Origin of the sequence: Hyphomicrobium methylovorum (assembly GCF_013626205.1) — a bacterium.
GTDB lineage: Bacteria > Pseudomonadota > Alphaproteobacteria > Rhizobiales > Hyphomicrobiaceae > Hyphomicrobium_B > Hyphomicrobium_B methylovorum.
Genome location: NZ_QHJE01000001.1, coordinates 3,055,681 through 3,079,743, shown reverse-complemented (window position 1 = coordinate 3,079,743; position 24,063 = coordinate 3,055,681). Strand labels below are relative to the sequence as shown.

The window sequence follows — 24,063 nt, the reverse complement described above, 5'->3', positions numbered from 1 at the left end:
TGACTCCGACCCGGCGCGATCGACCGGCTCAGGTCCGCGCGGCAGGCTTTCGCTCGAATTCCCGCGACCGCACGCGCCGTGCGATCTTATCTAGAATGCCGTTGACGACCCTTGGTTCATCTTCATCGAAAAATACTCGGGCAACGTTCACGTATTCGTTGATGGCAACGCGCGCCGGAACGTCGTCCCGATCGACAAGTTCCGTCACGCCGCCGCGTAAAATCGCCCGCAAAATGGAATCTACTCTGACAAGCCGCCAGCCCGTAGCAAGCTGCTCGTCGATCAGCGGATCGATCTCCCGCTGGCGGCGCACGACAGCGCGCAACACGTCAGCAAAGAAAACCTGATCGGCACCCGCCAACATCTCGTCGCGATTGTCACCGGCAAATCGCTCGCGCATGAACTCGGCTATGACGTCGGAAACGTCGATACCGGAAAGATCCATCTGATAGAGCGCCTGCACGGCACCGATGCGAGCCGCGGTTCGCGCAGTGATCTCAGACGGTCTCGACCTTTCACTCGCCGTCATGCCTGCGCTCCCCAGAACGCACGCTTGACTTCGATCAGACGCAAACACGCGCGCACCGCATCACCGCCCTTACCGTCGATGCCACCTTCCGCGCGAGCAATCGCCTGCGCTTCGGTATCGACGGTCAAAATTGCGTTGCCGACCGGAACCTCGTGCTGCATCGCGATTTCCATCATCCAATGGTTGGCGTTGTTGCAGACGATGTCGTAATGCGCCGTCTCTCCACGAATGACACAGCCAAGCGCCACCGCGCCATCGAACGTGGTGCGGCCCGCAGCACGCGCGGCCGCCGCAGCGCCGAGCACTTGCGGAATTTCCAAAGCTCCAGGCACAACGATGCGCTCGTACGTAACGCCTCGCTTCTCACATTCAGCAAGGGCACCCTCTGCAAGGAGATCGCCGATGCCTTTGTAGTAACGCGCTTCGATAATGAGGATGTGCGCACGAAATGGATGCGCGCTCTTGTCGTCACCTTGAGAGCGCGTTGGCATTTTCTGAATCATATGGAGCTACTCGATTTTCCGTGTGCCGGTGACCCGCAGCCCAAAGGCTTCGAGGCCGACGTAAACATGTTGCGGTGACGTTGTGAGCAGAACCATGTCCGTCACGCCAAGATCGGTGAGGATCTGCGATCCGATTCCGATTTCGACCTGCCGCCGCTCATTCCCCGGGCTACCATCGGATCCGGGGCGCGAACCACTTGCCACCCAATTCGACATCGACTTCGGCCCAAGATCGCGAATGAGCACGATGACGCCGCGGCCTTCGGCTTCAACGGCCTTCATCGATTGCTCGATGACGGTGCCGTTCTCTCCGCAGTGATCGCCAATGCAAAGCAAATCGCTCAGCACATTCACGGCATGCACGCGAACGAGCACCGGCCCGCCCTTGGAGAGATTGCCTTTGACGAGAGCAAGATGCTCTGCCGGTTCCGGTGTCGTCTCGTATACGAAGAGCTCGAACCGCCCCGCGCTTGACGTCTCGACCTGCGTCTGCGCCACGCGCTTGACGATCCGCTCGTTCTTGAGGCGATACGCGATCAGGTCTTCGATCGAGCCGATCTTCAACCCGTGCAAGTTCGCGAACTCAGCAAGATCCGGAAGACGGGCCATCGTCCCGTCGTCCTTCATCACTTCGCAGATGACGGCAGCAGGATAGAGCCCTGCGAGCCTCGCAAGATCGACTGACGCTTCCGTGTGCCCAGCGCGAATGAGAACTCCGCCCTCGCGCGCGATCAGAGGAAACACATGACCGGGCGAAACGATATCATTCGCACCCTTCGTGGTGTCGATCGCCGTCGAAATTGTGCGTGCGCGATCGAACGCCGAGATGCCGGTTGAAATGCCTTCGCGTGCTTCGATCGATTGCGTGAAGGCGGTGCGGTTGCGCGAACCATTCGTGCGCACCATGAAATCCAACTGCAGCTCAGTCGCCCGTGCTTGCGTCAGCGCAAGGCAAATGAGTCCGCGGCCATGCTTGGCCATGAAGTTGACTGCATCCGGCGTCGCCATCTGTGCGGGGATAACGAGGTCGCCCTCGTTCTCGCGATTTTCCGCATCGACCAGAATGACCATACGGCCATTCTGCATGTCCTCAACGATCTCCTCGATCGGCGAAACGACCGTGTCTGAAGACGCAGCCTGCAGCTTTGTCGGGGCGGACATCAAATGCGAAACTCCATGAGACGCGCAACATATCGGGCAAAAACATCGACTTCGAGGTTCACCACGTCGCCGGGCCTTTTCGCGCCCCACGTCGTTACCGTCAAGCTGTGCGGGATGAGATTGACACCAAACCGCGCCTCCGAGACTTCGTTCACCGTAAGCGACGTTCCGTCCAGCGCGACCGAACCCTTGGGCGCAATATAGCGCGAAAGATGCTCCGGCGCTTCGAATAGAAAGCGCTGGCTCGCGCCGTCTTGCGTGATCGTTAGGATTCTGGCGATCCCGTCCACGTGCCCCGAAACGATGTGGCCGCCGAGTTCACCCCCGGCCTTGAGCGAACGCTCCAGATTGACGCGCGTCCCCTCTTTCCAGCGCCCAAGCGTCGACTTGGCGAGCGTCTCGTTTGAAACGTCGACGAAGAACTCCGCGCCCGACTTAAGAGGCTTGATCTCGGTCGCCGTAAGACAGACCCCGTCGCAGCAGATGGAAGCGCCGGCATCTTCCGGCGTCAGCGCGTATGCCGTCCGCAAGCTGAAGCGCCCGCCGGACTGCCCGGTAACCTCGCCCACATCCGTGATCAAACCGGTAAACATTACCTCAACGTCCTTTCTGCAACGGTTCGCGAACGAGCTGCCACATCATATCACTACCCATTCGCCGCCGTTCAACGGCATGCAACGCCATCGGCCCAAGCCAACGGGCTGCCGCGGCCAGCGCCTGTTCGTCCGACGGATCACCCGCCATATAGAGAACAATCTCGTCAACGAGCGAGGCGTCCGCAAATGCTCGCCAGATGCGCGGACCACCTTCGACCAGAAGCCGGGTGATCCCGCGCGCCACCAGCGTTTCCATGATCGCCGGTAACCACAAAGTGCCCTGAACCAGCGTGCTGTCGATAACCTCGGCCCCGTGCGCCTCGAACTGGGAGCGCTTGGTAGCGTCGCTTCCGACACCTGTCATGACCCAGGTCGGCACAGTCGCAGCCGAGCGAACGAGCTTGGCGCCCATCGGAATATCGAGCGATCGCGAAAGCACGATCCGAACGGGAGAACGGTCGAAAAGCCCCGGCAGCCTGCACGTCAATTCGGGATCGTCATCGAGGACGGTCTGCCCGCCGACAAGGATCGCATCGGACTTTGCTCGCAGCAGCATTCCATGCGCGCGTGACATCTCGCCAGTAACCCAGACGGGAGAGACACCGCTGCCACGTGCGATCTCGCCAGTTTCGTCGAGCGCAAGCTTTAGCGTCACAAACGGCCGCCGCTCAGTGATGCGAACGATATGCCCACGTGTTATGTGACGCGCCTGCGCGGCCCCGACGCCACGCGTTACGTCGAGCCCGGCGTCGCGCAGACGGTCAAGACCGCGGCCCGATACACGCGGGTCAGGATCCTCGATCGCAACGACAGCGCGACGCAGTCCGGCAGCAACAATGGCTTCGGCACATGGCCCCGTTCGTCCGTGATGCGAACAGGGTTCCAGCGTAACGTAGATCGTAGCGCCGCGCGCACGCTCACCCGCGGCTGCGATCGCTGTCGTTTCAGCATGTGGACGCCCGCCCGGAGCCGTCGTCGCCCGCGCAAGAACTTCGCCTGTCGCTTCGTCCGCAATCACCGCGCCCACGGATGGATTGGGCGACGTCGCACCAAGACCGCGCTCAGCCATCGCGAGCGCAATCCCCATCATCTCAGCATCGAACGTACTGTTCGCGGTTTTTGCGATTGCGGTCATAGCTTTTTCGGCTCGAACAAACCGTCGCGATCACCGCCAAAGCGATTGCCGGTATCGAGAGGATCACGCGTCTCGTCCGCAAGCTCGCGGAGCACGGCATGAAAATCCGCAGTATCGCGAAAATCCCGGTAGACGGATGCAAATCGGACATAAGCAACCGGATCCAGTTCCCGAAGCGCGATCATCACGAGTTCGCCAATGTCCGCCGACGTGATCTCGGTTTCGCCGGAGCTTTCAAGCTGGCGCACCAGTCCCGATACCAACCGGTCAATGCGTTCGGGCTCGATTGGCCGCTTGCGCAACGCAACCGAAATCGATCGCGAAAGCTTCTCACGATCGAACAGCACCTTGCGTCCGGAACGCTTTAGAACCGTCAGTTCGCGCAGCTGCACGCGCTCGAACGTCGTGAAGCGCCCACCGCAATCGGCACAGACGCGCCGTCGGCGAATGGCTGCATTCTCATCCGACGGGCGGCTATCCTTCACCTGGCTATCTTCGCTTCCGCAGAACGGACAGCGCATAGTGCAATCCTTGTAATCAGCCGCCGCGGCGGCCCTAGTCGAACACCATTCGGCCAGGACTTCAATAAATTGAAAGTGCCGCCGGGGGAACGATGCTCGTCAGTCGTTCCGGAAGTCTTTTCAGCGTCTTCGCAAACGCTCTCCCGAGAGGCATGCAAACCGCTGAAACCGCGAGAAGAGTGACGCCCGCAATAGCCTCTAGCATCCGCAGTTACGTCCAGGGATGCAAAAGGCGCCGGAATCACCCGGCGCCCAAGCGTATCTTCAAAACGCGTAAACAGCGTTATGCGTAAATCGGGAAGCGATCGCAAAGAGCGATAGCCTTTGCCTTGACGGCCGCTTCGACGGCACCGTTGCCATCTTCGCCGTTCTTCGCAACGCCATCCAGAACTTCCGAGATCAGGCGGCCGATTTCCTGGAACTCAGCAACGCCGAAGCCGCGCGTCGTTCCAGCAGGCGAACCCAAACGAATGCCCGACGTCACCATCGGCTTCTCGGGGTCGAACGGAATGCCGTTCTTGTTGCAGGTGATGTTGGCACGGCCAAGCGCCTTCTCAGCCTTCGTACCGGTCAGCTTCTTCGGCCGCAGATCGACGAGAACCAGGTGCGTGTCGGTGCCGCCAGAAACGAGCGCGAAGCCGTTCTGCACAAGCACTTCGCCGAGCGCGCGGGCGTTGTCCATCACCTGCTTGATGTAGACCTTGAAGTCCGGACGCAGAGCCTCGCCGAATGCGACGGCCTTACCGGCGATGACGTGCATGAGCGGGCCGCCCTGGATGCCAGGGAAGATCGCCGAGTTGATCTTCTTCGCGATGTCCGCGTCGTTCGTCAAAATCATGCCGCCGCGGGGTCCGCGCAGCGTCTTGTGCGTCGTCGTCGTTACGACGTGGGCATGCGGGAACGGGCTCGGAATGAGACCGGCCGCAACAAGACCGGCGAAGTGCGCCATATCGACGAGGAAGATAGCGCCAACCTCATCCGCGATCGCGCGGAATGCAGCGAAATCGATCTTGCGCGGATAGGCCGAACCACCAGCGATGATGATGCGCGGCTTATGCTCCTGAGCCAGCTTGCGCACTTCGTCCATGTCGATGAGGTGCGAGTCGGGCTTGACCATGTAATGCACGGCCTTGAACCACTTACCGGACTGGTTCACCGGCGCGCCGTGGGTCAAGTGACCGCCAGCTGCGAGCGAGAGACCGAGGATGGTGTCGCCCGGCTGCGCGAGAGCGTTGAACACGCCCTGGTTCGCCTGGCTGCCGGAGTTCGGCTGCACGTTCGCGAATTCGCAGTTGAAGAGCTTCTTGGCGCGGTCGATCGCGATGTCTTCAACGATATCGACGTACTGGCAGCCGCCGTAGTAGCGCTTGCCCGGATAGCCCTCGGCATACTTGTTGGTCAGCACCGAACCTGCTGCATCGAGAACGGCCTGCGAAACGATGTTCTCAGACGCGATCAGCTCGATCTCGTGCTGCTGGCGGCCAAATTCCTTTTGGATGGCGCTGAAAATATCGGGATCCGTCTCCGACACGTGCGACTTGAAAAAACGGGACGTGGGAGCAGTACCTGCAGCCGGTGCGGACGACATGAGTTTTCCTTCAAAATGAAAGTGATTTAACTGCGCGCTCAGGACACGGAGTCAAGTCCGGCCAACGAGCTTTGAACCATAGTACGAGGCTGGACACCAGCACTCAACCGACCCCGAGCCCCGTGTAACAAGGGCGCGGGAACGGCCGTGGCGGGTTAGGCCGGAGGCCTATTCAGCAGCGGCGAGGCTCTCAATCAGCGCCATTGGGCATTCCTGCCAAAGCGACGCCAGAACCTCGACGAGATGATCCATATCGGCGTCGGTATGCTGCGGAGAGGGCGTCAGACGCAGCCGCTCCGTACCACGCGGAACCGTCGGATAGTTGATCGGTTGTACGTAGATACCGAACCGGTCGAGAAGCACGTCCGTCAGCGCCTTGCAGCGGACAGGGTCTGCAACAAGCACCGGCACGATGTGGCTTGGCCCGGACATCACAGGGATGTCGGCAGCAAGCAACCGGCGTTTGAGTGTGCGTGCCCGTTCCTGGTGCTGTTCGCGCTCAACCGAGCTGGACTTGAGATGGCGGATCGAAGCAACCGCTCCAGCCACGATGGCAGGCGCGAGAGACGTCGTGAAAATGAAGCCCGGGGCATACGAGCGAATGGCGTCACAGAGCGTCCGCGAGGCAGCGATGTAACCGCCCATGACGCCGAAGCCCTTAGCGAGCGTGCCGTTGATGACGTCGACCCGGTGCATCACGCCATCGCGTTCCGCGACGCCGCCGCCGCGCGGTCCATAGAGACCGACCGCATGGACTTCATCAAGATAGGTCAGCGCGTTGTACTTCGCCGCAAGATCGCAGATCGCACCGATGGGAGCGATGTGCCCGTCCATCGAGTAGACGCTCTCGAAAGCGATGATCTTCGGCGTTTCGCGCGGAACCTGCGCCAGCTTGGCTTCGAGGTCCGCCAGGTCGTTGTGCAGGAAGATCTGCTTCGGGCCGCGGCCGTTGCGAATCCCGGCGATCATCGATGCGTGGTTTTTCTCGTCCGAGAAAATGATGCAGCCCGGCAGAAGCTGAGCGAGCGTGGAAAGAGCGGCTTCGTTCGCGACGAATGCTGACGTGAAGACGAGAGCAGCTTCCTTGCCATGAAGGTCGGAAAGCTCGTTTTCGAGTTCGACGTGATAGTGCGTCGTGCCTGCGATGTTGCGCGTCCCGCCGGAACCAGCGCCGACCATGTCGATCGCTTCATGCATCGCAGCAAGAACTTTGGGATGCTGACCCATGCCGAGATAGTCGTTCGAGCACCAGACCGTAATCGACTTGGCGGCATCGCCTTTGACGACATCGGCCTTAGGGAATGCACCGCGACGACGCTTTACATCCGCGAACACCCGATAGCGGCCTTCACGTTTGACCGAGTCCAGGGCGTCAACGAGCTTCTGCTCATAGGTCATAAGGAATTTCCGCTCCCAAAGGCATGACGAAAATTATTTTAGTTATAGTCTTTATGGCTCGACTTCTCACCGAGGGCCAGTGCTCATTCGTCGCGCGGCGAAAGGAAATTGTCACGTCTTGATGTGGCTTTTTGTTGAGGCTTTACCTCAGATTATGCAAACCCGGCGTTCTGCCACCAGACGTCGTAAATTCCCTTTGTCGCCAAACCGATTTCCGTGTCTCGCCTTCAATAATTCGAGGCGACTTCGCCGATTCCATCTTTCTGATAGATGTCGCGGCGGAACTGCACGACGCCGTCCGGCGTCGCCCAGGCGCTGATGTAGACGAACAGCAGCGGCACCGGCTTCTTAAGCCTGAGATCCAGGCGCCGGCCTGACGTCTTCATGTAGGTGATGCGCTCGCTATCCCAGCCCTTTTGCTCCTTCAGCAGCCACTGGGCCAGATTCTCGATATTATGAACCCGGATGCAGCCTGAACTCGCCGAGCGAAAATTGCGCCCGAAAATTCGGTCAGACGGCGTGTCGTGCATGTAGACCGATTGCGCACTATTGAAATTGATCTTCAGAAAGCCGAGCGGATTCTCTTTTCCCGGCTGCTGGCTGTAGCTGTAGGTGCCCGGCGTTACCTTCTGCCAATCGATCTGCGACGGCTCCACTTTCTTACCGCCAGCGTAGGCGTCGATCTTGAACTTCTCGAGCACGTTCTGCCCCTTGGACTGCATCTCGCGTCCCCGGGGAATGAGGTCTTCCGAAACCACGGTCGGAGGCAGCCGCCAAACCGGATTGAAGTTTAAGTCCGTGATGGGCGTGTTGAGCATCGGCGTTGGCCGGTCCGGCTTGCCGACGACCCCCGCATAGCGTCCGACGATCGCGCCGTTCTCGACAGTCTCGATCTGGGCCGCGGGAATATTAACGAGAACATACTTCTTCGACGTCGTTCCGACGCCCTGCTGCAGGCGCGCCAGGTTGACCTTGAGTTGCTTCAGCCGCGCTTCCGCTGGAACGTTGAGCGCAAGCACCGTGCGAAGGTCGGCGATGCCGGTTGGCGTCAGTCCGTTGGTCGCCTGAAACCGCTTCAGCGCCTTATCGACACTGGCGTCGAAGCTCGTCGACGTTCCCCCAGCTGGCAGCTCTCCCGACGCCATCAACCGCGCTCGAAGCACGCTGACCTCGGGACTATTGATGCCGTACTGCAGAAGCTGATCGCGCGGCGTCTTTCGCGCCGGCTCCGGCACGAACAGCCACCCGCCACCCGCAACGATCGCCTCGTAGCGCTTTATTGCCTGCTTCGTGGCTTCGACATTGGCCTTAGACAGCGTTGCGAAGCCCTTGGGCGGATTGGCTTCCCATTCGCGGATGAAATCGGGATCATAGGAGTTCGTCGTGCCGCCGGGAGGCACGCCAGTCGGCCCAAACTGGATCCAGTCTTGCGCTATCGCAGGGCTTGCCCCTGGTCCGTCAAGGGCCAAAGCGAAGAGCAAACCGGCCGCCAGCGTCGTCGCGCAGAAGCTGCGCACGAGGCGACAGGCACCCTCGATATCGGTGGTTCTCCGGTGCACGATCCGCCCCTCGCCCCGTTTCAATCATCGCCGCCCGCCGGACAATGCGATCGCCCCATAAGTTGCAGACACGACCTCACCCTGGCGGGGCTCAAGCATTCCCCAACCGGCTTGTACTCTAAAAGTGATAGCCGACTCGGGCGAGCCTTTTTTCTCGGCCCCTACCCCCACTCCCCTCTGGGCAACACCCATCATGGCGCTGAAAAACGAAAAGGCCGCTCCGCGGGGGCGGAACGGCCTGAGCAAATCGCGGCAAAGCTGCCGAAGGGAGGCAAACCGGGCGCTAAGCCGCGCCCAGCCGCTAGAGACGGTAGCGGATCTGATCCGACCAGAAGCGCTCCAGGCGCACGAGCGCCTTGTTGAGGCTCTTCACATCATCGCCCGACACTTCTCCGACCGATTGAACCGAGTTGAGCTGGCGCAGATAGAGCTTGCAGACGATATCGCGAGCCTCGAGACCTTTTTCGGTCAGGCTGACGCGAACCGACCGCCGGTCCGTATCGGAGCGCTTGTAATGGATATAGCCCATGTCCACGAGCTTCTTGAGATTGTAGGACACGTTCGAGCCGAGATAATAGCCGCGCGTTTTCAACTCGCCTGCCGTCAGCTCGCTTTCGCCGATGTTATAAAGCAGCAGCGCCTGAACGCTATTTAAGTCGGCGCCACCCTGACGGTCGAACTCGTCCTTGATGACGTCGAGAAGAAGCCGGTGCAGTCTTTCGATAAGCCGCAATGCCTGGAGATAGTCGGCGCGAAAACCGTCTTCTTGGATCGGCGCGCGTTGCCGCGCAATATCGTACGCTAAACTCATGACTCTTGCCTCACTCATTGACGCCATATCCGGTTTTGTCCCGGATTTTGAATAAATGTGTAACGCGAACAGCTGAATTTCGGCTAAATAGATATAGTAAAAGAATAGTACAGGGGGGTATTTGGAAGCTATTTTTAACTAATGCGGAAAGAAATGCGTTGCGTGGTCAATATTGCACTAACGCGATTACAAGAATGGGGCGGTAGCGGCGCCTGAAAAGCCTCAGACGCGCGCTGCCTGCATGTCCGAACGGATCGGCAGAACCAATTCATCCGTCCCAAGCGGCGCAAAATAGCCTTCAATCAATTCAGACGGTACATCTTCAACGCGCGCGTGGCTCCACCTCGGCGCGCCATCCTTATCGCGCAGTGCGGCTCTGACGCCTTCTTCGAAATCGGAGGCCTCAAGAAAGCGGACCACCAATCGATAGTCCTGCATCAACGTCTCGCGAATATCGAGCGAACGCACACTTCGAATGTGCTTGTCCGTAATCGCAAGCGAAACGGGAGAGGAAGCGCGAAGCCCCACGAGCGTCTTACTTGCCCAGTCAGATCCCTTTGCTGCCGCTGCCTCGAGCGAAGACATAATCTCGACGATCGACGGCAACGAGAAATGCTCTTCGATCAATGAGCGCTCAGCCTGAATAGGCCCGGGCGCTTGCATTTCATTCAGGCCATCAAGCAATGGATCGACAGGTTGCGCGTCGCTCAATTTCTCGACGATTTCTCCGAAACGCGATGCCGAAATGACATGCGTCACGAGACGCAGCCATTGCGCATCGGCGCGCGAGACGGAGCGTCCAGTTAATCCGAGATAAAGTCCGATCGGCCACGGCATCCGCGATAGGAGATGCGATATGCCGACATCGGGAAACAACCCGATTTTCACCTCGGGCATCGCCCACTTGTAATTCTCGCCCGCAATTCGATGGGTATTGTACGCCGTCAGCCCAACGCCCGACCCCATGCAAATACCGTCAATGAAAGAGACCGTTGGCTTTGAAAAACATTCAAGCAGCCAGTTGAGCGAATACTCATTGCGCTGGTGCGCTTTCGCGCCGTCGATATCGCGCCGCGCCAGATCCGTCAGCACCACCACGTCGCCGCCTGCGCAGAATGCTTTCGCGCTGTTGGAGAGCAACGCCGAGATGTAGACATCCGGATTGCGCGCGACGGCGGGAATCTCCTTCGCAAGCACCGCGCACATATCCGCATCGAGCGCGTTAAGCGCCTTGGGCCGCGACAGTCGGAAAATCTGCACAGCACCGGAGCGCTCAGCGATGAGCTTCGGCTCTGACGCCGCCGCGTCTACAGCATGGGAAAGGTGTTCGTTCACGGAGATCCTAAAACCAAAGAAATTACGACAAGAGCCTAGATATGGCCGGTTTTCGCTCAGATCGCCACTTTTCGCCGCTATGACTGAATCGCGACGCCTTTCATCGGAAACGCGTCTTCGAGCATTGCGTTACTTGTCCCGCCGTTCGCGATTCAGCAATGTTTTCTTTGGTCGCGATTCAAAGGGCCGCCTCAACGCTGATTCTGGAAGGAATGCCCGTGTCCGCCGCTCGCCGCCTCTTCTCCCTCGCTCTCGTAGCGGCATCAGCCTCGTGTTTCATGCTCAGCAGCACGTCACCGGGCATCGCTGCGTCGCACAAGAAGGACGGCAACAAGTCCAAAGCGAGCACATCGGCAGCGCCACAAGGTCCCGCGAAGGCGGACCCCACTCCATCCGAAAAACCAACGGCAAAATCTGCCGACCCGGCACCTGCCCCCGACAAACCCGCTGATGATCCAAAGGCGAAGGCTGACGCCGCTGCGAAAGCGCCGGATGCCTGGTCCGAGGGCGAGATCGCTGAAGCCAAGGCGAAGTGCGCAGAAGTCTTGAAACGCGTCGATGCGGTCATCGTTGCGAAGGAGCCGATCAGAGCCGGCGCATGCGGAGCCCCCGCGCCCGTTGAAGTGCTCAGCATCGGACATAGCCCCGAAATCGTCCTGTCACCGCCCGCTATCATGCGCTGCGACCTCGTCGACGCGCTCGCCACATGGCTGGAGAAAGATGTGCAGCCGCTCGCGCGCAAGCATCTCAAATCGGAAGTCGTCAAAATCGAAACGATGAGTTCTTATGCCTGCCGCAACGCCTACCGGCGTAAGACAACGCGTCTCAGCGAGCACGGCCTTGCAAACGCGCTCGACATTGGAAAATTCGTAACGGCCTCGTCGAAGTCGGCATCCGTTCTCGACGCCTGGGGCGAAACTGAGCGCGAGCAAACCGCAAGGCTCGCCGCTGAGAAAGCTGCAGCAGAAGAAAAGGCCGCCGCCGAAGTCGCAGCAGCCGAGAAGACGGCGAACGCCAATATCGCAAGCGCCAATTCAACCGCCGCCACGCCGGTCGCGCCCGCATCGGCCCTTGCAGCCCCTGCGGCCGGTCTCGTCCGAGCGACGATTGCGGAAGGCATCGGGTCGGAGGCCGATACCCCGAAGGACAAATCAAAGAACCCCGCCGCGCGGAAGCACGCGAAGGCGGATAAACTCGGCGGACCGGCGGTACGTCCGGACGCCGACAAAAAGACCGGAAAGAAGCGGCCGGTCGCGTTCACCCCGCCCAAGGCCACTCCCCCACAAAGCCCAGAGATGCAGGCCTTCCTGAAAGCATCCCACGACGCCGCGTGCCGCATCTTCGGCACGACCTTAGGGCCGGAAGCAAACCGCGATCACCTCAACCATTTCCACGTCGACATGGCGGAGCGGAAGTACAAGAAAATTTGCGATTAACGCTGCGACAGCACGACCCTGCCCACGGCTTGCGTTGACGCCATAGCCGGGGGCAATGTCGACCCTTCCCTATTTCCAACCATCAGGCCTCGATGACCAGCCGCGTGCCCCCCATCAAAAACGCTTCCCCACATGCCACCGAACCGGTGCTGGGCGGCTATCCAGCGATCCGCATGCGCCGCAACCGCAAGGCGTCCTGGTCGCGCGCACTCGTCGCGGAGCATCGCCTTTCGCCGGCGGATTTGATTTGGCCGATGTTCGTCACCGAAGGCAAAGACGCACGCACAACAATTGCGTCCATGCCAGGTGTCGAACGCTTGAGCGTCGATCTGATTGTTGACGCCGCACGCGAAGCCGTCCGCCTCGGCATTCCCGCGGTCGCGCTCTTTCCGTTCACCGATCCCGCCAAGCGCACGGATGATGCACGCGAAGCCTTCAATGCCGACAATCTCGTCTGCCGCGCGACGCGCGCGATCAAAGCCGCAGACTTGGATCTCGGCGTGATCCTGGACGTAGCTCTCGACCCCTACACCAGCCACGGCCACGACGGACTTCTAATCGGCGATGAAATCGCCAACGACGAAACGAACGCCGCGCTCGTGAAGCAATCGCTCGTGCAGGCGGAAGCGGGCGCTGACATTCTCGCTCCATCCGACATGATGGACGGGCGCATCGGCGCAATCCGCGCGGCACTCGAAGCAGAAGGCCGTCACAATATCCAGATCATGTCCTACGCGGCGAAGTTCGCGAGCGCGTTCTACGGCCCTTTCCGCGACGCAGTTGGATCGGTCCTGAAAGGCGACAAGCGCACCTATCAGATGGACCCCGCCAACACCGACGAAACGCTCCGCGAAGTCGCACTCGATCTCGCTGAAGGTGCGGATATGGTGATGGTGAAACCGGGATTGCCGTATCTCGACGTGGTGCGCCGCGTGTCGGACACGTTCAAGGTGCCGACCTTCGCGTATCAGGTGTCTGGCGAATACGCGATGTTGCAAGCCGCCATTGCAAACGGCTGGCTCGACCACGACAAGGCGATGCTTGAAAGCCTGCTCGCGTTCAAGCGCGCGGGAGCCGCTGGCGTGCTCACCTACTTCGCTCCGAAAGCAGCACGTCTGCTGGCGACGACTTAGATCAAATGCCTAAATCGAGGATGCTACGCGTCGATCGCTAGCGCCGAAGGCGCCGACGGAATTCCGGCGGGATATCGCCATCATCCTGCGGCCCGGCATCAGGCGATTGTGCGCTCGGCGGCACATAGGCGTCGTTCGGTTGTTCGCCGGTCGCCACTGGCGCAGGAGGCGGCGGAGGCCGGGACGCCGTGGTCGTTTTCGGCTTGTCGCATTCCGCCAGCCAGACATCATACGTCGGATGCTCGAGACCGTAGATGCCGGGGCTCTCGGCAAACATCCAGCCCGTAAAGATTCGCTTTTCCGATCCGTCGAGCTGCGTTTCATCAACTTCGACAAATGTCGTGGTCTTCGGTTCTTCCGTCGGTGGGCGCGAATAGCATGCCCGCGGCGTTACCCGCAGCGCTCCGAAGGTAATGGTCTTTCCAATCTCGACTTCCAGCTTCGAAATCCGCGCCGTCACCTTGTCGAGCGCAGAAAACACCGCAACCTTGTTTTCGATGCGATCTGCCTGCGCCGGTCCTGCGATACCGGCACTTAGAAAAACGGCCGCGCCGAGAATCCGCCAGCTACTCACCAGCCGCGTCTTTAAAGGTGATGATCGTAACAACTGAAATTCCACCGCGTGGGAGTGCCCGTGGTTGAGTCGTCATCTGACGGCAAAAGCAGGCAATTTTTCGAACGGCCCCTTATCGCGGCCGCCATGCCTTATAGTCGGTGGTGGCTTTGGCGCGTTCACCGGTGCCAAGGATCGACCCCTGGGGCCGATAAGCACCCGCCGTTCCGGTCAGATTGCGCTGATGGCGCTTCTGCCAGGGTTTCGGCTGATAGCGCTCCTCGGTCGGCGGCACATCGACAGTGTAGTGAAGCCAGCCATGCCAATCCGGCGGAACCTGGCTCGGTTCGGAAAGAGTAGGATAAGTGACCCAGCGCGCTGGTACGCCCAGCGGACCGACCCCGCGAACCTGCACATAATATCTGTTGCCGAACTCATCGCTCCCGACAAGTTTGCCTTTTCGCCAGGTGAACAGCCGCGTTCCCCAAGTGTTGCCACCCCACCAGCTGAAAATTTCGCTGAACAAGCTCATATCGCTATCGATTCCTTCATGCGCCCGGCACTTCGACTTAGCTTCACACTACCCCGGATGTCCAGCAACGCGGCATCGGTGCAGCCATGCAACAGCCCTGTCTCGGAATCAGGGTAGCCTCAAGCCGTTAGAGGGGTCCATTTGCGTGTCATCCCACCTCGTCCACACCACCGGACCCGCGTCAAACTCCGAAAATGCGCCCTATTCCGCGGATTTCGCGGCAAACCACAAAAGTTGTCCACACCACTACATGTTGTGTCGGTTGCGTCTGCCACCGCAATATATACCTCAAACCCAATGACGCCTCCCCACGAATCGTCCTAACTTTCTCTCCATCGGACCAATGACGACGGGACTGTGAACCGCCGCCGTTGAGACCAGAAATTCATGTTGAGGGACACGATCACGGTTCACGCATCGTCTGTTGCATTCGCGGATGAGAAGAGGGGTTCGTCCGCGTGCACGTAGCGTAAGCGCACATCCAATTTGCAAGTTTGGGTCGGCCCAAAGCCGGCGGGATACGGCTGCTTGCCGCGCTCCGCAGGCACGGAGACCTGCGCTTTGAATGCCAGAAGCGATGCCGCTTCAAAGTCTATCCGAAGCGCTGCTCCGGCCTGTTTTTGGGCCGGACAGCAAACCAGAACAACCATTACGGCGCACGGCATCGATTTGCTTTGCGTCCCGCATGCCAGGGGAATCTATCAATGAAGATCACGCGGCGTTTCACTGAAGCCGGACGCTCTCCCTATTCCACCATTCCGTTCCGCCGTGCGACCTCCGAGATCAAAAATCCCGACGGCTCCATCGTCTTCAGCCTCAAGGGCTTCGACGTTCCCGAACATTTCAGCCAGGTCGCAGCCGACATCCTGGCGCAGAAGTATTTCCGCAAGGCGGGCGTCGCCACGCGCCTGAAGAAATTCGAAGAAACGCAGGTGCCGTCGTGGCTCTGGCGCTCGATCCCGGATGAGGCAGCCCTCTCCGAACTGGCCGCTGAAGATCGCACGGGTGGCGAAACGGACGCCCGCCAGGTGTTCGACCGCCTCGCAGGAACCTGGACGTATTGGGGTTGGAAGGGCCGCTACTTCTCCTCGGAAGAAGACGCCCAAGCCTTCTTCGACGAGCTCCGCTACATGCTCGCGATGCAGATGGCCGCGCCGAACTCGCCGCAGTGGTTCAACACGGGTCTGCACTGGGCCTATGGCATCGACGGTCCCGGCCAGGGTCATATGTACGTCGATTTCGAAACCGGCCGCCTGACGGAATCGACCTCCGCCTACGAACACCCGCAGCCCCATGCCTGCTTCATTCAGTCGGTTGCCGACGATCTCGTCGGCGACGGCGGCATCATGGACCTCTGGGTGCGTGAAGCGCGCCTCTTCAAATACGGCTCAGGCACGGGCTCGAACTTCTCGTCTCTCCGCGGCGTGAACGAAAAGCTTTCCGGCGGCGGACGCTCGTCCGGCCTGATGAGCTTCCTCAAGATTGGTGACCGCGCGGCGGGCGCCATCAAATCGGGCGGCACCACGCGCCGCGCCGCGAAGATGGTCGTCGTCGACGTCGATCATCCAGATATCGAGGAATACATCTCGTGGAAGGTGAAGGAAGAGCAGAAAGTCGCCGCTCTCGTCACCGGCTCGAAGATCTGCCAGAAGCGGCTCAAAGCCGTGCTGAAGGCGTGCGTGAATTGCGAAGCCGAGGGTGAAGCCTGCTTCGATCCGCTGAAAAACCCGAAGCTCAAGCAGGCCATCCGCGAAGCCAAGCGCGATTCCGTCCCGCAGAATTACGTCCTGCGAGTCATCCAGTTTGCGCGCCAGGGCTACAAGGAAATCTCGTTCGACACCTACGACACCGATTGGGATAGCGAAGCCTATCTGACGGTCGCCGGACAGAACTCGAACAACTCCGTGCGCGTCACGGATGAGTTCTTGAATGCCGTCGTCGCCGACGAAGAGTGGAATCTGCGCGCCCGCCTCGGCGACCGCGTAACGAAGACGATCCGCGCCAAGGACCTCTGGGAAGACATCGGCTTCGCCGCATGGGCCTCGGCCGACCCCGGCATCCAGTTCCACACCACGATCAACGACTGGCACACATGCCCGCAGTCCGGCCCGATCCGCGCGTCGAATCCGTGCTCGGAATACATGTTCCTCGACGACACGGCGTGCAACCTCGCGTCGCTCAACCTGCTGCGCTTCCGCCGCGACGACGCCTCCTTCGACGTCGAAGCCTACGAGCACGGCTGCCGTCTGTGGACGATCGTTCTGGAAATCTCGGTGCTGATGGCGCAGTTCCCGTCGCGCCGCATTGCGGAACTCTCCTACCGCTACCGCACGCTCGGCCTCGGCTTCGCCAACATCGGCGGCCTGTTGATGTCCGCCGGAACGCCATATGACTCAGCCGAAGGCCGCGCGATCTGCGGCGCCATCTCGGCTATCATGACCGGCGTCTCCTACGCGACGAGCGCGGAAATGTCAGCCGAGCTGGGGCCCTTCCCTGGCTTCCAGCCGAACTCGTCGGACATGCTGCGCGTCATCCGCAATCATCGCCGTGCCGCGCACGGTGACGTCGGCGGCTATGAGAAGCTGTCCATCTCGCCCGTGCCGCTCGATCATGCATCGCTCAAAGACGCGCGGCTCTCGACCGCCGCCAAGCTTGCGTGGGATCGCGCACTCGAACTCGGCGAGAAGTACGGATACCGCAACGCCCAATCGACCGTCGTCGCGCCGACCGGCACGATCGGTCTCGTCATGGATTGCGACACGACCGGCATCGAACCGGACTTCGCCCTCGTCAAATTCAAGAAGCTCGCGGGTGGCGGCTACTTCAAGATCATCAACCAGTCCGTGCCCGAAGCTCTGAAGACGCTCGGTTACCGCCCGTCCGAAATCGCGGAAATTGAAGTCTACGCAGTTGGCCATGGATCGCTCGCGCAGGCTCCCGCGATCAATTCGGCAACGCTCAAGGCGAAAGGCTTCACCGATGACGCACTCGCCAAGATCGAAAAGGGCCTGGCGACGGCGTTCGACATCAAGTTCGTCTTCAATCGCTGGACGCTGGGTGACGACTTCCTGACCGGAACGCTCGGCGTCCCCGCCGACAAGCTGGCCGATCAGACGTTCGATCTCTTCGCCCACCTCGGCTTCTCGAAAAAAGACGTTGAGGCCGCGAACGAGCACGTCTGCGGAGCGATGACGCTGGAAGGCGCGCCGCACCTCAAGGCCGAGCATCTTGCGGTGTTCGATTGCGCCAACCCTTGCGGCCGCAAGGGCAAGCGCTACCTCTCGGTCGAGAGCCACATCCGCATGATGGCGGCATCACAGCCGTTCATTTCGGGTGCCATCTCGAAGACGATCAACATGCCGAACGATGCGACGGTGGAAGACTGCAAGCAGTCCTACATGATGTCGTGGAAACTGGCGCTGAAGGCCAACGCGCTCTATCGCGACGGCTCGAAGCTCTCGCAGCCGCTGAACAGCCAGATCCTCGGCGATGATGAGGACGAGGCAGCCGACGCGCTCGAAAACCTGATGACGCAACCGCTCGCAGCGCGCACCGCGGTCGTCACGGAAAAAATCGTAGAGAAGATCGTCGAAAAAATCGTCTACGTGAAGGAAGACCGCAAGTCCGAACGCGAGAAGCTTCCCAACCGCCGCAAGAGCTACACGCAGAAGGCGACGGTTGGCGGCCACAAGGTCTACCTGCACACCGGCGAATACGACGACGGCCGTCTCGGTGAAGTCTTCATCGACATGCATAAGGAAGGCGCCGCTTTCCGCAGCTTGATGAACAACTTCGCGATTGGCGTGTCGCTCGGTCTGCAATACGGCGTGCCGCTGGAAGAGTTCGTCGAAGCCTTCACGTTCACGCGCTTCGAACCGGCTGGTCTCGTGCAGGGCAACGAAACGATCAAGAACGCAACGTCGATCCTCGACTATATCTTCCGCGAACTTGGCGTCTCCTACCTCGGCCGTCACGATCTCGCACACGTCGATCCGCGCGAAATCGTCGGTGAAACGGGCCTCGGCTCGAGCGACGACGCAACGGACGAGCAGCTCGCGCTCGACCTGCCGACCGTCTCGAAAGTTGTTTCCAAGGGTCTTGTACGCGGCGCGTCGGTCGTGCGTCTCGCCAGCCGGACAACCGTCTCGCAAAGCACCTCGGAAAGCGCAACGGCCTATAACCAGGCGGCGCCCTACATCGATCAGACGCTAACGCACGGCGCAAACGCTCTGGCGCTCGACACGCAACCGATCGAAATGCGCTCGCCAACGGCGGCAGCATCCGCGTCGGCCGCCGCACCGATGAGCGCGTCCGACCTCTACAAACAGCGTTCGTCCGAAGCCAAACTCCGCGGCTACGTCGGCGTCGCCTGCACCGAGTGCCAAAACTTCACAATGGTCCGCAACGGCACCTGCCTGAAGTGCGACACCTGCGGCAGCACCAGCGGGTGCAGCTAGGTACCACGGAGGCATCGCGGGGTCGGATCGTTCCCACCCCGCGAGCTAGATTTCAATGCAACAAAATTGCCGCCAGAATTTTAATCACGAGATTGCCGAGCGCGTCACTCCGCTCGGTCAGGTGCGCGAAGCATTGGAATATTATTGCTCGGCTATTGCTGCCGAAGAGCGTCTAAGGCTGGCTCACAGCAACCTAGCCATATCGCCTGTCTATTATTTACTCGGACACTCGATTGAACTGTCACTGAAGGCATTGTTGCGCCAAAGCGGAATGCACCCGAACGAATACCGAAAACGACATATCGGACATGATTTATGTAGTTGCTTTCACCACGCTGAGAAGAGATGTCCAGCCGTGTTCAAAGGCATGAGCGATGGGGATAGGCTTCTCCTAGAACTTCTCAACCAACAATACTCGAACAAAGGGTTTGAGTATTTTGGGAGAGGGATAATTCAGGTCCCAGAGTTCGACGCTATTCGTATAGTTGCTCACAATGTTTTGGCTATAGCGATCAACGAAATCCCTATGGCAATGAGCCATCTTCGCGGCAGTCGAAGCGAAATATTCCAAGACGGGTTTACTATCTCGTCATCCTCGGCCGAATGAGCGAAGCGAATGACGGCCGGGGATCCAGCGTAAGTCTCGGCGCAGCCGTCGAAACCAAACCGCAATTCAACAAGGCGCTTCGAATGGAGCGCCTTGTTTGTTTTAGAGCCTTCGGCAATTCTTGTGCTGGATCCCCAGCCTTCGACGCGAAACTTCGTCTCGCGCTCGGCTGAGGATGACGGTCGGGGTGCTAAAACAGATGAAGCGTGCGACCGGTGTTGAGGCTGGCAAAGGAAACATTTCCTGATGCGCGTCGTTCGCCCCGCTGTCTACATCCTGGCGAGCAAGCGCAATGGAACGCTCTACATCGGCGTCACCGGAGATCTCGCGGCGCGAGTTTCAATTCACCAGCAGGACATCGCTGAAGGCTTCACGCAGCGGTACGGCGTGCACCGGCTCGTCCACTATGAACATTTCGAAACGATGTTGAATGCGATCGCCCGCGAAAAGAAGCTGAAGAAAATCTCTCGCGCCGAAAAGCTCGGTCTGATCGAAACAGCCAACCCGGAGTGGCGCGATCTCACCTCCGAGATTTGCGCCTGGCGCGAAGAATAAATTCCCCCACCGCACCAGCACAAAAAACCGAGAACGCAGTCCGGCGCGGAGACACCCGAACACGTTCTCGGTTGGTAGCAGGCTCAACAGCCCGGGCGGTGCCCCCGCCCAGGCGGGGCCTCGCTAGTGCGTCTTCTTCGACGACCTATGCGCCTTCGAATGCTTGTGCGATTTGTGCGCATGCGCGTGCTTGCGCTTATGCGCCCGGCGCGCGTCCCGCTTCTTGCCGTCCTTCCAGAACGTCACCTGCGTCGGCCCAGCTGCGGCAACACCCGGTTTCGCCGGAACCGAAAGAGCAGACGCTGAACCCGCAAAACCTGCCGTGGCAATGACAGCCGCGACCAAGGCACTAAGAACGATTTTCATAATTGCAAAATCCCCAAGCATGACCCGCAGCGCATGTCCGCTGCATTGCAAGACGCTAGGCAGTGACGAGCAAAAAGAGAAAGAAGATAAATTCAAATGCTCTGAACTCAGATTGCATTGCAATCCTCTGCTCCCCACCTCCCCTACGCGTAGAGCCTGCCGCAAGAGCGAGCGAACTCTTCCGTCGCGTTAGCCGAGATGCGCCGACCATTCGAACGCGCGATGACAGCGGCGCTATTCACGCACACTTCTCTGCGTCAGCGCTATTTTTGCCACGGAGCGAAAACGCCAAAAACGAGCCATTTAGCCCGGAAACAGCGTGCTGAACGCGTTATCCTCATTCGTCCACATACGATCGTCCAGACACCGCTAACCCTAGTTGCGGACATGCGAATCAGGTCACTTTCGGAGTGAAATTGCTCTCGAATTAGGTTGATCATGTCTCACGTTGCGATGCGCGCCCCTCTATCGGTCTATCTATTGGCCGATCACCTCGACGCCATCCTTGCAGCAGGAGAGGACATTGTTGCGCGCGGACACGACTGGCGTGCACTCGCAGAAAAGAAAAGCGACCCGGCAGACTTCGTCGTTCGCCAACGCGCCATTGCTGAAGAGGTACGGGGCCTCGAACTCGTACTCGTCGCGCGCGTGCTGAAGGCACGGGATCATGCCCGCTCGCTGGCTGAAATCGACGACCGCTTTCGCCCGGTCGGATCGCTGTTCGCATCGGGCACGGCACTGTTGCTTGACGCGGTAGAGGAAAGCGGCGACGCGCGCAGCGAAGATTTCGAAACGGGCGACGACATCGTATCCTATGTCCGCAGCCGCGGCCTGATCGCGCCGGACGCGCCAGCCGTTCGCGAAGCTGCACAGTTGACCATCGACGATAGCTTCCTCATCGCGAAGCGTGTTGCACTTGGACCGCTTCTCGATATGGCAGCGGCATTTCTCGACGCGCTCGACGTGCAATACACGCTCTTCGTCGAAGACGATCCGCTGCAGGCTGGTCAGCTCCGCATTGAGCCAGACGATATCGATCGCGCGCCGCTCAACTGAGAGCTACGCCAACGACGCTCATTACGTATCCATTGCACAGCATAGCTGCCGCTAGACTGCGAGCAGAGCACGTAGCGTTTCAGCCGCCTCTTCGAGCTTCGCGCCATCAGTCGAGCGCAGCACAAGATCCGCAACGGGTCGGCCGTCGCACAATCGCGGATAACTTCCCATCGCAACGTCCGGATAGCGCAACTGATGCGCCAGGAAGACGTCCGCGATCTCGCTCTCGGGTTTGTTGACAGCAATCGTCACCGACAGCACTCGATCACCTGCCTCCAAGGCGGGCGTGACGGCTTCGAGCATCGCCCGCATGATGTCGGGAACACCCGCCATGACAATCACATTCTCGATGCGAAATCCCGGCGCTCCGGAAATCGTATTGGCGATCAGCGAAGCGCCCGCAGGGATACGCGCCATTCTCAGCCGCGCTGGCGTCAACGCCATACCGCGATGCGCATAATGCTGCTTCAGCATGGCTTCCGCCCGTGGATCGACATCGATCGAAACACCCAGCGCCTTCGCGATGCTGTCGGCCGTGATGTCGTCGTGGGTCGGGCCGATGCCGCCGGTCGTGAAGACGTAATCGTAGCGTGATCGGAGCGCGCCGATCGCATCGCCAATCTCGCGCTCATCGTCCGCAACCACACGCACTTCGCGCAGCCGAATGCCAATGCCCGTCAGGTGCTCAGCAATCGTCCCGATATTGCGATCCTTGGTGCGCCCCGAAAGGATCTCGTCGCCGATGACCAGGAGACCCGCAGTTACAATTTTTTCGCTTCCCACGTCGGCTCCGTGCGCTTTATCCATCCGCGCTATCTATACCGTCCCCACCAACCCCTTGCCCAGCCGCATCCAGCGGACAATAAGGTGCCATGCAATTCCCAACGCCGCTCGTTCCGGGCAAACTCATCCAGCGTTACAAACGCTTTCTCGCCGATGTCATGCTGGAGGGCGGCGTTACCGTCACGGCAAGCTGTCCTAACACGGGCTCGATGCTCGGGCTGACGGGACCAGGCTCCACTGTGTGGCTCTCCGAAAACGATAGCCCCACCCGCAAATATCGCCACGCGTGGGAGCTGATCGAAAACGATCTGGGCGCCGGGCCTCACCTCGTCGGCATCAATTCAAGCCGCCCGAACGGTCTCGTCACCGAAGCCATAACGGACGGTGTGATACCCGAACTCGCCGGCTACGCGACCCTGCGCCGCGAAGTCCGATACGGCCTCGCGAGCCGTATCGACATTCTGCTGACGGGCGGCGATCCCCGCCCCTGCTATGTGGAGGTCAAGAACGTCCACCTGATGCGAACCGCCGGACGCGCCGAATTTCCGGACAGCAAAACAGAGCGCGGCGCCAAACACCTGCGCGAGCTGTCCCAGATGGTTGCCGAGGGAAATCGCGCCGTGATGATGTTCCTGGTGCAGCGCGGCGACGCCGAGAGCTTCGACATCGCCCGTGACATCGACCCGGCCTATGCCGAAGCCTTCGCCGAAGCGCACCGTGTCGGCGTCGAAATGCTGTGCTATCGTTGCCGCCTGAGCCCAACGGAAATTGTCGTCGATCAAGCAGTGCCCATTCTCGGCCTCGGCTAAGGCGGATAGATTTTTCGCTCACGCCGCTGAAACGCTGCCGCAGATCCCGGCGTACTCTCCCCAAAGGCGCATATGCCGAGCGCCCGAGACTGAGACGAAGAGGTGGAAGCCATGTACTCCCGGCGCGATTTTGCGATCCTTGGCCTAACGCTTGCGGGTGGCGCCGCCGCCTACAAGGCGATTTCGGGCGGCACCGGTCAGGGCTCGATTGCGGCCAACGCCGCCGAAAAGTTTGAGATCACGAAAACAGAAAGCGAGTGGCGGCGAATTTTGACGCCGGGACAGTTCAGCGTCTTGCGGCGCGAATGGACCGAACCGCCGGGCTCCTCCCCGCTCGACGCCAACGACAAGCCCGGGACCTATGTCTGCGCGGGCTGCGCGCTCGCCCTCTTTTCGTCGGAGACCAAATTCCATAGCGGCACCGGCTGGCCAAGCTTCTGGAAGCCGCTCGATAACGCGGTTGGGACGAACGTCGACAAAAGCATGATGATGACGCGCACCGAGGTGCATTGTCGGCGCTGCGGCGGACACCTGGGGCACGTATTCGAAGACGGACCCAAGCCGACTGGTCTTCGCTATTGCATGAATGGCTTGGCCCTGAAATTCGAGCCGAAACCCAACGCATGAAACAGGCGCCGGT

General features: G+C 60.1%; 23 protein-coding genes. 8 read left to right on the top strand and 15 right to left on the bottom strand.

Annotated features, from left to right (window positions below; genetic code table 11):
• Nucleotides 1–28 precede the first annotated feature (28 nt).
• The 11 genes from nusB to DLM45_RS14630 all read right to left on the bottom strand — a co-directional run bounded on the left by nusB (nucleotide 29) and on the right by DLM45_RS14630 (nucleotide 11,136).
• Complete coding sequence (nusB, locus tag DLM45_RS14680) at nucleotides 29–529, bottom strand: transcription antitermination factor NusB (protein WP_181337826.1); 501 nt, start codon at nucleotides 527–529, stop codon at nucleotides 29–31.
• Nucleotides 526–1,020: a 6,7-dimethyl-8-ribityllumazine synthase gene (gene ribH / locus DLM45_RS14675; RefSeq protein WP_181338356.1), complete on the bottom strand. Its 495-nt coding sequence runs from the start codon at nucleotides 1,018–1,020 to the stop codon at nucleotides 526–528. The genes nusB and ribH overlap by 4 nt, the downstream gene beginning before the upstream one ends.
• A gap of 18 nt (nucleotides 1,021–1,038) precedes the next feature.
• On the bottom strand, nucleotides 1,039–2,193 hold the full coding sequence (gene ribB / locus DLM45_RS14670) for a 3,4-dihydroxy-2-butanone-4-phosphate synthase (protein WP_181337825.1): 1,155 nt from the start codon (nucleotides 2,191–2,193) through the stop codon (nucleotides 1,039–1,041).
• Nucleotides 2,193–2,786, bottom strand: a complete 594-nt coding sequence (locus DLM45_RS14665; RefSeq protein ID WP_181337824.1) for a riboflavin synthase — start codon at nucleotides 2,784–2,786, stop codon at nucleotides 2,193–2,195. The genes ribB and DLM45_RS14665 overlap by 1 nt, the downstream gene beginning before the upstream one ends.
• A gap of 4 nt (nucleotides 2,787–2,790) precedes the next feature.
• On the bottom strand, nucleotides 2,791–3,924 hold the full coding sequence (ribD, locus tag DLM45_RS14660; protein ID WP_210269851.1) for a bifunctional diaminohydroxyphosphoribosylaminopyrimidine deaminase/5-amino-6-(5-phosphoribosylamino)uracil reductase RibD: 1,134 nt from the start codon (nucleotides 3,922–3,924) through the stop codon (nucleotides 2,791–2,793).
• On the bottom strand, nucleotides 3,921–4,445 hold the full coding sequence (nrdR, locus tag DLM45_RS14655) for a transcriptional regulator NrdR (protein ID WP_181337823.1): 525 nt from the start codon (nucleotides 4,443–4,445) through the stop codon (nucleotides 3,921–3,923). The genes ribD and nrdR overlap by 4 nt, the downstream gene beginning before the upstream one ends.
• Nucleotides 4,446–4,728: 283 nt before the next feature.
• Nucleotides 4,729–6,033 carry a serine hydroxymethyltransferase gene (gene glyA, locus DLM45_RS14650; RefSeq protein WP_181337822.1) on the bottom strand — a complete coding sequence of 435 codons (1,305 nt, stop codon included), beginning with the start codon at nucleotides 6,031–6,033 and terminating at the stop codon, nucleotides 4,729–4,731.
• Nucleotides 6,034–6,201: 168 nt separating this feature from the next.
• Nucleotides 6,202–7,431 carry a 5-aminolevulinate synthase gene (hemA, locus tag DLM45_RS14645; protein ID WP_181337821.1) on the bottom strand — a complete coding sequence of 410 codons (1,230 nt, stop codon included), beginning with the start codon at nucleotides 7,429–7,431 and terminating at the stop codon, nucleotides 6,202–6,204.
• 227 nt (nucleotides 7,432–7,658) lie between these two features.
• Nucleotides 7,659–8,990, bottom strand: coding sequence for a L,D-transpeptidase family protein (locus tag DLM45_RS14640; RefSeq protein WP_343062322.1), 1,332 nt, complete (start codon nucleotides 8,988–8,990; stop codon nucleotides 7,659–7,661).
• Nucleotides 8,991–9,291: 301 nt separating this feature from the next.
• Complete coding sequence (gene ldtR, locus DLM45_RS14635; protein ID WP_181337820.1) at nucleotides 9,292–9,801, bottom strand: transcriptional regulator LdtR; 510 nt, start codon at nucleotides 9,799–9,801, stop codon at nucleotides 9,292–9,294.
• A 222-nt stretch (nucleotides 9,802–10,023) separates the two neighbouring features.
• Nucleotides 10,024–11,136, bottom strand: coding sequence for a 3-hydroxyisobutyryl-CoA hydrolase (locus DLM45_RS14630; RefSeq protein ID WP_181337819.1), 1,113 nt, complete (start codon nucleotides 11,134–11,136; stop codon nucleotides 10,024–10,026).
• Nucleotides 11,137–11,348: 212 nt separating this feature from the next.
• Between DLM45_RS14630 and DLM45_RS14625 the strand changes: the two genes are divergently transcribed.
• Together DLM45_RS14625 and hemB are read left to right on the top strand one after the other, a co-directional pair.
• Complete coding sequence (locus tag DLM45_RS14625; protein WP_425485219.1) at nucleotides 11,349–12,572, top strand: extensin family protein; 1,224 nt, start codon at nucleotides 11,349–11,351, stop codon at nucleotides 12,570–12,572.
• Nucleotides 12,573–12,664: 92 nt separating this feature from the next.
• Nucleotides 12,665–13,705, top strand: a complete 1,041-nt coding sequence (gene hemB, locus DLM45_RS14620) for a porphobilinogen synthase (protein ID WP_181337818.1) — start codon at nucleotides 12,665–12,667, stop codon at nucleotides 13,703–13,705.
• A 37-nt stretch (nucleotides 13,706–13,742) separates the two neighbouring features.
• Here hemB and DLM45_RS14615 read toward each other — a convergent pair whose 3' ends face one another.
• Both DLM45_RS14615 and DLM45_RS14610 read right to left on the bottom strand, forming a co-directional pair.
• Nucleotides 13,743–14,279: a DUF2155 domain-containing protein gene (locus DLM45_RS14615; protein WP_343062320.1), complete on the bottom strand. Its 537-nt coding sequence runs from the start codon at nucleotides 14,277–14,279 to the stop codon at nucleotides 13,743–13,745.
• A 112-nt stretch (nucleotides 14,280–14,391) separates the two neighbouring features.
• Nucleotides 14,392–14,790, bottom strand: coding sequence for an NADH:ubiquinone oxidoreductase subunit NDUFA12 (locus tag DLM45_RS14610; protein WP_181337816.1), 399 nt, complete (start codon nucleotides 14,788–14,790; stop codon nucleotides 14,392–14,394).
• A gap of 704 nt (nucleotides 14,791–15,494) precedes the next feature.
• On the opposite strand from DLM45_RS14610, the gene DLM45_RS14605 reads away from it, so the two are divergent.
• From DLM45_RS14605 to DLM45_RS14595, 3 genes are all read left to right on the top strand, one after another.
• Entirely contained in the window at nucleotides 15,495–19,247 is a 3,753-nt protein-coding gene (locus tag DLM45_RS14605) for a vitamin B12-dependent ribonucleotide reductase (protein ID WP_181337815.1), read from the top strand.
• 55 nt (nucleotides 19,248–19,302) lie between these two features.
• Entirely contained in the window at nucleotides 19,303–19,854 is a 552-nt protein-coding gene (locus DLM45_RS14600; RefSeq protein WP_181337814.1) for a hypothetical protein, read from the top strand.
• Nucleotides 19,855–20,100: 246 nt separating this feature from the next.
• Complete coding sequence (locus DLM45_RS14595) at nucleotides 20,101–20,409, top strand: GIY-YIG nuclease family protein (RefSeq protein WP_181337813.1); 309 nt, start codon at nucleotides 20,101–20,103, stop codon at nucleotides 20,407–20,409.
• 123 nt (nucleotides 20,410–20,532) lie between these two features.
• Here DLM45_RS14595 and DLM45_RS14590 read toward each other — a convergent pair whose 3' ends face one another.
• Complete coding sequence (locus DLM45_RS14590; protein WP_181337812.1) at nucleotides 20,533–20,775, bottom strand: hypothetical protein; 243 nt, start codon at nucleotides 20,773–20,775, stop codon at nucleotides 20,533–20,535.
• 438 nt (nucleotides 20,776–21,213) lie between these two features.
• Here DLM45_RS14590 and DLM45_RS14585 point away from each other — a divergent pair, with 438 nt between their 5' ends.
• Complete coding sequence (locus tag DLM45_RS14585; protein ID WP_181337811.1) at nucleotides 21,214–21,831, top strand: hypothetical protein; 618 nt, start codon at nucleotides 21,214–21,216, stop codon at nucleotides 21,829–21,831.
• Between the two features lie 51 nt (nucleotides 21,832–21,882).
• Here the strand turns inward: DLM45_RS14585 and DLM45_RS14580 are convergent, their stop codons facing one another.
• A complete protein-coding gene (locus DLM45_RS14580; RefSeq protein WP_181337810.1) occupies nucleotides 21,883–22,638 on the bottom strand; it encodes a competence/damage-inducible protein A in 756 nt (251 codons plus the stop codon).
• Nucleotides 22,639–22,703: 65 nt separating this feature from the next.
• Here DLM45_RS14580 and sfsA point away from each other — a divergent pair, with 65 nt between their 5' ends.
• Nucleotides 22,704–23,423 carry a DNA/RNA nuclease SfsA gene (gene sfsA / locus DLM45_RS14575; RefSeq protein WP_181337809.1) on the top strand — a complete coding sequence of 240 codons (720 nt, stop codon included), beginning with the start codon at nucleotides 22,704–22,706 and terminating at the stop codon, nucleotides 23,421–23,423.
• 111 nt (nucleotides 23,424–23,534) lie between these two features.
• A complete protein-coding gene (gene msrB, locus DLM45_RS14570) occupies nucleotides 23,535–24,050 on the top strand; it encodes a peptide-methionine (R)-S-oxide reductase MsrB (RefSeq protein ID WP_181337808.1) in 516 nt (171 codons plus the stop codon).
• Nucleotides 24,051–24,063 lie beyond the last annotated feature (13 nt).